Source organism: Acidovorax sp. LjRoot204, from assembly GCF_056175785.1.
In genome coordinates this window covers 1-9,847 of record NZ_JBGFFF010000160.1, presented here as the reverse complement: position 1 = coordinate 9,847, position 9,847 = coordinate 1, and the positions used below count along the sequence as shown (strand labels likewise).

The 9,847-nt window shown below is 65.4% G+C and carries 9 protein-coding genes and 1 pseudogene; 5 read left to right on the top strand and 5 right to left on the bottom strand.

Going from position 1 to position 9,847, the window contains the following annotated elements:
- Position 1 precedes the first annotated feature (1 nt).
- From AC04MI_RS20685 to AC04MI_RS20670, 4 genes are all read left to right on the top strand, one after another.
- Positions 2 to 1,489 (top strand): DNA recombination protein RmuC, encoded by a 1,488-nt coding sequence (locus tag AC04MI_RS20685; protein WP_476498572.1) that lies wholly within the window; start codon positions 2 to 4, stop codon positions 1,487 to 1,489.
- Positions 1,486 to 2,685, top strand: coding sequence for an MFS transporter (locus AC04MI_RS20680; protein WP_476498571.1), 1,200 nt, complete (start codon positions 1,486 to 1,488; stop codon positions 2,683 to 2,685). The genes AC04MI_RS20685 and AC04MI_RS20680 overlap by 4 nt, the downstream gene beginning before the upstream one ends.
- 190 nt (positions 2,686 to 2,875) lie before the next feature.
- Entirely contained in the window at positions 2,876 to 4,063 is a 1,188-nt protein-coding gene (locus AC04MI_RS20675) for a porin family protein (RefSeq protein WP_476498570.1), read from the top strand.
- Between the two features lie 47 nt (positions 4,064 to 4,110).
- A complete protein-coding gene (locus tag AC04MI_RS20670) occupies positions 4,111 to 5,085 on the top strand; it encodes a FecR family protein (protein ID WP_260667300.1) in 975 nt (324 codons plus the stop codon).
- A gap of 57 nt (positions 5,086 to 5,142) precedes the next feature.
- On the opposite strand, the gene AC04MI_RS20665 is transcribed toward AC04MI_RS20670, so the two are convergent.
- The 5 genes from AC04MI_RS20665 to AC04MI_RS20645 all read right to left on the bottom strand — a co-directional run bounded on the left by AC04MI_RS20665 (position 5,143) and on the right by AC04MI_RS20645 (position 9,468).
- Entirely contained in the window at positions 5,143 to 6,006 is an 864-nt protein-coding gene (locus tag AC04MI_RS20665) for an LOG family protein (RefSeq protein WP_056746378.1), read from the bottom strand.
- Between the two features lie 119 nt (positions 6,007 to 6,125).
- Complete coding sequence (gene crcB, locus AC04MI_RS20660) at positions 6,126 to 6,509, bottom strand: fluoride efflux transporter CrcB (RefSeq protein WP_121942719.1); 384 nt, start codon at positions 6,507 to 6,509, stop codon at positions 6,126 to 6,128.
- A 122-nt stretch (positions 6,510 to 6,631) separates the two neighbouring features.
- On the bottom strand, positions 6,632 to 7,936 hold the full coding sequence (locus AC04MI_RS20655; RefSeq protein WP_015014449.1) for a TRAP transporter large permease: 1,305 nt from the start codon (positions 7,934 to 7,936) through the stop codon (positions 6,632 to 6,634).
- Between the two features lie 20 nt (positions 7,937 to 7,956).
- The gene (locus AC04MI_RS20650; RefSeq protein WP_056746372.1) at positions 7,957 to 8,466 is read right to left on the bottom strand and encodes a TRAP transporter small permease; all 510 of its coding nucleotides are present in this window, start codon (positions 8,464 to 8,466) and stop codon (positions 7,957 to 7,959) included.
- Positions 8,467 to 8,484: 18 nt separating this feature from the next.
- Positions 8,485 to 9,468, bottom strand: a complete 984-nt coding sequence (locus tag AC04MI_RS20645) for a TRAP transporter substrate-binding protein (RefSeq protein ID WP_060986440.1) — start codon at positions 9,466 to 9,468, stop codon at positions 8,485 to 8,487.
- A gap of 186 nt (positions 9,469 to 9,654) precedes the next feature.
- Between AC04MI_RS20645 and AC04MI_RS20640 the strand changes: the two are divergent.
- Positions 9,655 to 9,847: pseudogene (locus AC04MI_RS20640) on the top strand (hypothetical protein); the annotation flags it as partial.

The window sequence follows — 9,847 nt, the reverse complement described above, 5'->3', positions numbered from 1 at the left end:
GGTGCTGTTGCTGCGCCGTCCCCGCGTGGATCTGCCACCCGAGTGGCTGGYACGCCTGCAGTCGCTGGAGCAAACCACACAGGCGACGCAGATTGCGGTGGCCAAGAATGATGGCGCGCTGGACGGCATGGGGCAGCAGCTGCGTGGTTTTACCCAGACCACGCAGTCCACGCTGGAGACACTGCGCCACGCCGTGGACGAACGCCTGGCCCAGGCCGTGGCCGAATCCCGCAACGGCCGCGCCGAGCTGTTGGCTGCCTTTGGCGTATTCGAGGCGCGGCTGGAGCAGCGCCTCACGGCCCTGGATGCGGCCACACGCCTCACGCTCGATTCGCTCAAGGGGGATACCCAGTCGCAGCTGGGAGTGATGTCGCAAGCGCTCAAGGACCAGCTCGAAGCCAACGGCTTTCAGATCAAGAACCAGTTTGCGGTGCTGCAAGACGCCGTGTCGCAGCAGCTCACCGGGCTGGTGCAGGGCAGCCAGCACAACGCCGAGCAGCTGCGCACCGCGCTCAACGAGCGCCTGGCCGCCATCCAGGCCGACAACGCCACCAAGCTCGAAGAAATGCGCCGCACGGTGGACGAAAAGCTGCACGCCACGCTGGAGCAGCGCCTGGGCGAGTCGTTCAAGCTGGTGAGCGACCGGCTCGAACAAGTGCACAAGGGCCTGGGCGAAATGCAGACCCTGGCGGGCAGTGTGGGCGATTTGAAGCGCGTGATGACCAACGTGAAGTCGCGCGGCACCTGGGGCGAAATGCAGCTGGGCGCCATCATCGACAACGTGCTCACGCCCGACCAGTTCGCGCGCAACGTCAAGACCGTGCCGGGCAGCGATGAGCTGGTGGAGTTTGCGATCCGCCTGCCCGGCAAGAGCGACGAGCATCCGGTGTGGCTGCCCATTGACTCCAAGTACCCCGTGGAGCAGTACCAGCGCCTGCTGGACGCGCAGGACGCGGCCGACAAGGCGGCCATTCAGTCGGCAGGCAATGCGTTCGAGACGTCGATCAAGCTGGAGGCCAAGAAGATCTTTGCCAAGTATGTGTCGCCCCCACACACCACCGATTTCGCCGTGCTCTATCTGCCCACCGAGGGCCTGTTTGCCGAGGTGATGCGCCGCCCCGGCCTGGTCGAATCCGTGCAGAACGACTGCCGCGTGATGATCACCGGCCCGGCCAACCTGGCCGCCATGCTCAACAGCCTGCAMATGGGCTTCAAGACACTGGCGATCGAAAAGCGCTCGTCCGAGGTGTGGAGCCTCTTGGGCATGGTCAAGACCGAGTTCGCCAAGTTTGGCGACGTGGTCGAGGCCACCAAAAAGTCCATTGACGCCGCAGCCAAGAAGTTTGACGAGGTAGGTGTGCGCACCCGCGCCATCCAGCGCAAGCTGCGGGATGTGCAGGACCTGCCTGCGCCCGACACAGCCGTGCCGCTGGCAGGGGCCAGTTCATCGGCATTGCCCGGTTTGGATTCCGAGGACGACCTGCCGTGAACTGGGCCCTGGCGCGCCTGATTGCGGGGCAGATCTGCGTGCACGCCTGCATGGCGGGCATGCGACTGGCGGCGCCACTGCTGGCGCTGCGCGAGGGCCACAGTGCAGCAGCCGTGGGGGTGTTGCTGGCATTGTTCGCACTCACGCAGGTTTTTCTGGCCTTGCCCGCAGGGCGCTATGCGGACCGGCACGGCTTGAAGCGCCCCGTGGGCTACGCGGTGGCCCTTGCATCGGCAGGGGCTGCGCTGGCGCTGGTGTTCCCCGTCTTTCCGGTGTTGTGTGTGGCTGCGTTGATGACCGGTGGCGCCACCGGAGCCGCCACCATTGCACTGCAGCGCCACGTGGGGCGCGCTGCGCACGACGCCACGCAGCTCAAGCAAGTGTTCAGCTGGCTGGCCATCGGGCCTGCGGTGTCCAACTTCATCGGGCCTTTCTGCGCGGGGCTCATGATCGACAACGCGGGCAGTGCGGCGGGCAGCACCGAGGGCTATCGCGCCGCCTTCGCCCTGATGGCGGTGTTGCCCCTGCTCACCTGGTTCTGGGTGCGAGACACGGTAGAGCTGCCGCCCGTGATTGCCGCCGCGGGCGGCCCCCCGCAGCGCGCGTGGGACCTGATGAACGAACCTCCGTTTCGCCGCTTGCTGCTCGTCAACTGGATCTTGTCCTCGTGCTGGGACGTGCACACCTTCGTGGTCCCGTTGCTGGGGCACGAGCGGGGCCTGTCGGCGTCCGTCATTGGCTCCATCCTGGGGGCGTTTGCGATTGCCGCTGCCGTCATCCGCGTGCTCATGCCCGTCGTGGCAGAGCGCCTGCGCGAACGGGTGGTGGTGGCGGGCGCCATGGTTGCTACGGCCGTGCTGTTTGGCGTCTACCCGCTGCTGCACAGCGCGCTGGCGATGGGCGCGTGTTCGGTGCTGCTAGGGTTTGCACTGGGCTCGGTGCAGCCSATGGTGATGAGCMTGCTGCACCAGATCACGCCGCMKGCSCGSCAYGGCGAGGCGCTGGGCCTGCGSCTCATGRCCATCAACGCMTCSAGCGTGSYCATGCCSATGCTGTTCGGCTCCGCCGGGGCCGTGATCGGGGTGGGARGGCTGTTCTGGGTGGTGGGCTGCGCTGTGGGGGGCGGTGCACGGACGGCGTGGCGCATGGGCGAAAACCACCCCGCAGAGTCCCCCAAAAAGGGTAAACAGGTGTAAATTGCCCACACCCGGCAGCGGGTTTCGAGAGGGGGCGTTCATGTACCTGCGAATTTGGTCACGGCGCGTGTTGCCATGGTGCGCGGTTCTGGCCTGGGGAGGCAGTCTGTCATGCGTGGCGCGGGCTGATGACCTTGTACAGCAAGCGTTGGCGCTGGTTCAGCAGGGTCAGGCACTTCAGGCGTTCCGCTTGCTGGATGCGCAGGAGGCCCAGCGCGCTGGCGACCCCGTGTTTGATGCCGCCATGGGCGATGCTGCGCATGCCGCCGGGCAATACACGCGCGCCATCATGGCGCGAGAGCGCTGGCTGGCTGCTCAACCTGGCAGCACGGAGGCCCAAGTGGCGCTCGGGCAATCCTTGCAGGCTGTGGGCGACCGCCGGGGCGTGATGGCCTTGCCCGCGCCGGTGCAGGCCGCACTCATTCCGGTGGATGCCGGGCACACGCTGGATCAGTTTCTGTATTCCTACGATCGCCTGGATGCCGGAGGGCGCTCTTCGCTCAAGGGCTACGTGGAGTTGGGCGTCGGCCATGACTCCAATGCCAACGCAGCGCCCGTGGTGGGCGAACTGCAGTCTCCAGTGCCTGGCACCCCGGCGTGGGCGCTGCTGCCCGAGGCCCTGGCGACCTCGGGCAACTATGTGGTGGCGCAAGCGGGGCTGCGGGGGCGGGCGGTGCTCAATTCGCGCTGGTCGGTGGTGGGCACAGCCGTGGGGGCTGCCCGGCACTACGGGGGCACCGCTGACCGGTTCGACCACACAGCACTGGATGGCACCCTGGGCTTGGCATGGCGGGCCGAGYGCCATGAGCTGATTGCGTCTGGCCAAGGGTCTTACTACGCGCTGGACGGCACGCGTTTGCGCACCATGGGCGGGGTGCTGGGTGAATGGATTTACCGCATAGACGGTTTTCGCCAGTGGGGCAGCTTTGTGCAGGTGCTCGACGTGCGTTACCCCGACCAGGCCTTGCGCAATGTGCGCCGCAGCGTGGTGGGCACCTCGTACTCCCATCTGTTTCGCAATGGCTCATCGGCCTATGGGGGCGTGTACGGTGGTCAGGAGCGCGCGCAGGCCAGTGGTGCTGACGCGCTGGGCCATCGGCTGTGGGGCCTGCGGGCGGGGGGGCAGTGGCCCCTGGCGCCTCAGTGGTCGGTGTTTGCCAGTGCGGACTGGGAACACCGGCGCTACGGCGGGCAGGACCCGTTTTTCGCGGTCACCCGTACCGACCGGCAGGCCCAGGTGGCTCTGGGGCTGAACTGGACTCCATCGCCTGGGTGGCGGGTCACGCCGCAATGGTCGTTCACGCGCAACGCATCCACGCTGCCCATCACCGACTATGAGCGCCGGGTGTTCTCCATCACCGTGCGCCGGGAGTTCTGAATGCTGTTACGTCGCTGGTCCTGTGCCGACGCACCTGGGAGTTGTCTATGACGTCAGACCAAAAATACGCGCGGCTGGCGCTGCTGATGGGCATGGTGGCAGCCTGGCCCCTGACCGGGCTGGCCGCTGCGGGGCTGGTGCAGTTCGCGGCTGGAGACGTGCAGCTGCGGCGGGGCGAGACCTTGTCCCGCCTGTCCAAAGGTGCCGAACTCGATGGTGGAGATGTGGTGCTCACCGGCACCGAAGGAAGGGCACAGATACGGTTCTCCGACGGGGGGCTGGTGGCCTTGTACCCAGACTCGCAATTCACCGTCACCCGATATGCCGACGGTGCAGGAGCGGGCGAAGACCACTTTGTGGTGAACCTGCTGCGGGGGGGGATGCGCGCCCTCACGGGGCTCATCGGCAAACGCAATCCTGCCAACTACAAGGTGGTCACACCGACGGCGGTGGTGGGCATCCGGGGTTCCGCTTTCTTGCTGGCCATCGATGCCAACGGCCAGGTGTTCGTCTCAGGGGAGCAGGACGAGATCGAGGTCTGCACCCAGGCGGGTTGTGTGGGTGTGACGGCGGGCGAGGCCGTGCTGGTGGTCTCAGACCAGGACTTGCCTGTCTATACCCATACCCGTGCGTTGTTGCCGGTGCCCCAGGTTCAGACACCCTTGCTGGCGGGCGACCAGCTGGATGTGCAGGGGCGCCGCGCCTTTGTCTACATCGTTCCGGCGCCGGTCCCTGTGCCCGTTCCACCGCCGCCAGAGACCGCGCCGCCCCCAGCGCCTGTGCCGGTGCCCCCACCACCTCCCACGGGTACACCACAGCCGGGTACTCCAGCGCCGCCCGCCCCGACACCGACTACGCCACCGCCACCCACGCGGCCTACGGCACCGCCGGTGACAACGGCACCGCCGCCTGCCACGACGGCGCCACCGCCACCGACGGTGCGGCCGCCCATCGTGTTCATCCCGGTCCTGCCGATCATCCTGCGCCCGCCACCTCCGCCGCCACCGCCTGTCATCAGGTAGCAGAAAGAGGCCTCAACACTCCACCGACACGTGCGTGCGTCGGTGGAGGGTTAACTTTCAGAGCTTGTAAAACGCCCGGATCAGGTCCCAAGCCTCCTGTGGGTCATCGGTGTAGTGAAACAGGTTGAGGTCCTGTGCAGAGATGGTGCCTTCTTCCACCAGCACGTCGAAGTTGATGAGGCGCTTCCAGTAGTCGGTGCCGAACAGCACGATGGGTACAGGTTTGGCCTTTTTGGTCTGGACCAGGGTCAGCACTTCAAACAGCTCGTCCAGCGTGCCAAAGCCGCCAGGAAAGGCCACCAGCGCCTTGGCGCGCATCATGAAATGCATTTTGCGCAGTGCGAAGTAGTGGAACTTGAAGGACAGTGAGGGCGAGATGAAGCGGTTGCCGCTTTGCTCGTGGGGCAGGGCGATGTTCAGGCCCACGTTCAGTGCACCCGCATCGTGGGCGCCCCGGTTGGCGGCCTCCATGATGCCGGGGCCGCCGCCCGTGCAGATGTAGATCCGGTCGGCAGGGCGCTGGCGTTCGCTGTAGTCGGCCACCAGCTTGGCGAACTGGCGGGCCAGGTCGTAATAGCCTGCGTTGCGCACGGCCAGGCGTGCGCGGCGCACGCGTTCGGCGTCGCCACTGGCTTCGGCCTCGCCTAGCTGTGCTGCGGCTTCGTCGGGTGCGACAAAGCGCGCGCTGCCGTACACCACCACAGTGCTTTCAATGCCTTGTTCGGCCTGGCCCAGGTCGGGCTTGAGCATTTCGAGCTGAAAGCGGATGCCCCGGGTTTCGCGGCGGAACATGAATTCGGGGTCGGCGAAGGCCATGCGGTTGGCATCGGCCTGCAGCGGGTTGCCGTTGTGGGCGTGGTTGTGCAGCTCGGCCCAGGCATCGGCCAGGCGGCGTTCGTTGAGTTGGGTGTTGGCTTCCATGAGGGGCTCGCGTATCGGTAGATGAACAGAGAAGAAAGGGGCGGCACCGGCAGCAGCGGGTGAGGGCCCATGCAGTGTGGCGTGAATGAATGAAGAAATGACGTGCTAGTGTAGGAACATCAAGCGCGTGATGCTATGAAATACGAAGCAGTTTGCATGCCAAGCACCGTGAGGCCCAGGGAGCCCAGCAGGTGCAGTGCTGTGGTGCCCAGCGCCATGGCATAGCGCTGCACCATCAGCATCTCGACGACTTCGGCCGAGAAGCTGGAAAACGTGGTGAGAGCGCCCAGGAATCCTGTGACCAGTGCCAGTCGCCACACAGGGTCGAGTTGCGGCATGGCGTGGAACACAGCGACGCACACCCCGATGAGATAGCCACCCACCAGATTGGCGGCCACCGTGCCCCAGGGAATGAGCCCCCCGGGGCTGAGCCACAGACCCAGGCGCCAGCGCGCCAGTGCGCCCACACAGGCGCCGATGCAGATGGCAAGAACGTTCAACATCGGGCCATTGTCGCCGGATTTTTGGAGCGTCGGACTGGCTCCTCTCCATCCCTCAAAACGCCAAGCGGGGCGTCCCCGGTGGGGGCGCCCCGCTTGGCTGTGCCTGCTGGCGGCAGGTGCGTTCAGCGCGCCGACATCTGCTGCGGCAGCCAGGTCACGATGCCGGGGAAGACATAGATCAACGCCACGGCGCCACACATCAGGAAGAACATGGGCATGGCCACCTTGGCGATCCAGGGCAGCTGGCGACCTGTCATGCCCTGCAGCACAAACAGGTTGAAGCCCACGGGCGGCGTGATCTGCGCCATCTCCACCACCAGCACGATGAAGATGCCGAACCAGATGGGGTCGATGCCGGCTGCCTGCACCGTGGGCATGAGCACGCCCATGGTCAGCACCACCATCGAGATGCCGTCGAGAAAGCAGCCCAGGATGATGTAGAAAACCGCCAGCGCCACGATGAGCTGCGCCTGGTTCAAGCCCAGCGACGCGATCCATTCCGCCAGGTGGCGCGGCAAGCCGATGTAGCCCATGGCCAGCGTGAGAAAGGCGGCGCCGGCCAGTATCAGCGCGATCATGCAGTACAGGCGCGTTGCGCCCATCAGCGAGTCCTTGAACGTGCCCCAGGTCATCGAGCCCTGCACGGCCGACAACACCAGTGAGCCCACCACACCCACAGCCGCGGCCTCGGTGGCGGTGGCAAAGCCGGTGTAGATGGAACCCAGTACCGCCGCGATCAGCAGCACCACGGGGATCAGGCTGCGCGACTCCGACAGCTTTTGCATGAAGCTCATGCGCACATCGGCGGCGGGCACTTGTTCGGGGTGGCGCAATGCCCACAGCATGATGTAGCCCGAGAACAGCGCCGCCAGCAGGATGCCCGGCAGCACACCCGCAATGAACAGCTGCGAGATCGACACCTCGGCCGACACGCCGTACACGATCATGATGATGGACGGCGGGATCAATAGGCCCAGCGTGCTGGCACCGGCCAGCGTGCCCACCACCATGTGCTCGGGGTAGCCGCGGCGCGTCAGCTCGGGCAGCGTCATCTTGCCGATGGTTGCGCAGGTGGCGGCGCTGGACCCCGACACGGCGGCAAAGATGGTGCAGCCCACCACGTTGGTATGCAGCAACCGGCCCGGCAGCGCCTGGACCCACGGGGCCAGGCCCTTGAACATGTCTTGCGACAAACGGGTGCGGAACAGGATTTCGCCCATCCAGATGAACAGAGGCAGGGCGGTGAGGGTCCAGCTGGAGGCGCTGCCCCAGATGGTCACGGCCATSGCRTCGCCCGCSGGKCGSGCCGAGAACAGCTGCATGGCGATCCAGGCCACGCCSGAGAGSGTGAGCCCGATCCATACGCCGCTGCCCAGGATCAGGAACAGTGACAGTACGAGCAGGCCGGTTATGGCGAGATCACTCATGGTAGGTTGTGCAGCAGGGGTTATTCATTGCGCAATGCTTCGCCAGAGGAGGCATCCACACGCTTGCCCATCATCTCCAGCACCAGCTCGTCCAGGAACGCGATCGCCAGAATCACGGTGCCCAAGGCCATGGCGATCTGTGGAATCCACAGAGGCGTGGCGTCGCTGCTGGTGGAGATGTCGTGGAACTCGTGTGACTGCCAGGCCAGTTTGCAGCTGTACACCGCGAACAGTACGGCCAGCAGGGTGGCAATGGCCAAAGCCCAGATCTCGAACGCCTTCTTGGCGCCGCCCTTCAGAAAGTTGAGCAGCAGCGTGACGCGGATGTGCTCGCCGCGCTTCAAGGTGTGGGCGAGCGCCAAGAAGCCCGATGCGGCCATCAGATAGCCCGCATAGGCATCCGTGCCCGGCACGTGGAAGTGGAACTGGCGGCTGGCGATGGACAGCAGCACCATCCCCAACAAGCCGACCATGAAAAGCGCCGCCAGGGCGGCGGCGCTGTCGTACAGAAAGTCCAGCAGACGACGCATGTGCGTGGGCGCCTGGGCTTACTTGCGGTAGGCGTCGATGAGCGCCTTGCCTTCGGGGCCGGCCTTGTCCAGCCATTCCTTGAGCATGGTGTCGCCCACCTTGGCCATGTCGGCCTTCAGGGCGGCCGGTGGGGTCACCACGTCCATGCCATTGGCCTTGAGCTTGGCGACGGTGTCGGTGTTGACCTTGGCACTGTTGGCCCAGCCGCGTGCTTCGGCGTCGGCACCGGCCTTCAGCAGCGCGTCCTGGCTAGGCTTGTCCAGCGCGTCAAACGCCTTCTTGTTCACCAGCACCGCGTTCTTGGGCAGCCAGGCCTGGGTGTCGTAGTAGAACTTGAGGTGTTCGTACAGCTTGCTGTCCACACCGGTGGCGCCCGAGGTCATCGTCGATTCGACCACGCCCGTGGCCAGCGCCTGCGAGAACTCTGCGGCCTGCACCGTCACGGGCTGGGCGCCGACCAGCTCGGCAATGCGCGCGGTGGCAGGGCTGTAGGCGCGCCACTTGATGCCCTTGAGGTCGGCGGCAGAGGCCAACGGCTTCTTGGTGTAGATGCCTTGTGGGGGCCAGGCCACGGCGTACAGCAGCATCATTCCCTGCTCAGCCAGCTTCTTTTCCAGAAAGGGCTTTTGGGCGGCGTAGAGCTTCTTGGAGGCGTCGTAGCTATCGGCCAGGAAGGGCAGGCCATCCACGCCAAACAGCTGCCATTCGTTCTGGAAGTTGGCCAGCAGGATCTCGCCCATCTGCGCCTGGCCGCCTTGCACAGCGCGCTTGATTTCAGGGGCCTTGAACAGCGCGGCGTTGGCATGCACCGTGATCTTGAGCTTGCCGCCCGTGGCCTTGTCCACATCGCTGGCCAGCTGCACCATGTTTTCGGTGTGGAAGTTGGTGGCGGGGTAGGCGGCGGCCAGGTCCCACTTGGTCTGGGCGAATGCCGAGGTGGCAGACAGGCCCGCAGCCAGGGTCAGGGCGAGTGCGGTCACGGGGAAGATTCGACGCTTCATGGATATTGCTCCGCAGGGTTGTATGTACAAGATTGGATGTAACAAATCACTGTATCGGAAGCCGATCCGATTGCGATAGGTGTTTTGCCTAAACGCTGACAAATTGCCAACAAATTACCATCGACTTGCCTACAATGCCCATGCATATCCCGTGCCAATGACAGAACCCGCAGGCCTGAACCCGCCATGAAATCTGACGCCAAGCCCAAGGCCAAAACCGACTCCGGTCCCATCGTGTCTTCGGCGCATCTGGTGTCGGCGCAGAGTGCAGAGATGAGCGAGTTCGAGTTCGGCCTCATCGTGGCGGGCAACGCTTTCCACCGCTGGGTGGTGCACTGCCGTGGCGGGCAACGCTTTCCACCGCTGGGTGGTGCACTGC

Excerpts from the sequence above, each read along its gene's own strand:
- AC04MI_RS20665 (WP_056746378.1), bottom strand. The coding sequence starts at position 6,006 with ATGGAAGCCAACACCCAACTCAACGAACGCCGCCTGGCCGATGCCTGG.
- AC04MI_RS20670 (WP_260667300.1), top strand. The coding sequence starts at position 4,111 with ATGACGTCAGACCAAAAATACGCGCGGCTGGCGCTGCTGATGGGCATG.
- AC04MI_RS20645 (WP_060986440.1), bottom strand. The coding sequence starts at position 9,468 with ATGAAGCGTCGAATCTTCCCCGTGACCGCACTCGCCCTGACCCTGGCT.
- crcB (WP_121942719.1), bottom strand. The coding sequence starts at position 6,509 with ATGTTGAACGTTCTTGCCATCTGCATCGGCGCCTGTGTGGGCGCACTG.
- AC04MI_RS20650 (WP_056746372.1), bottom strand. The coding sequence starts at position 8,466 with ATGCGTCGTCTGCTGGACTTTCTGTACGACAGCGCCGCCGCCCTGGCG.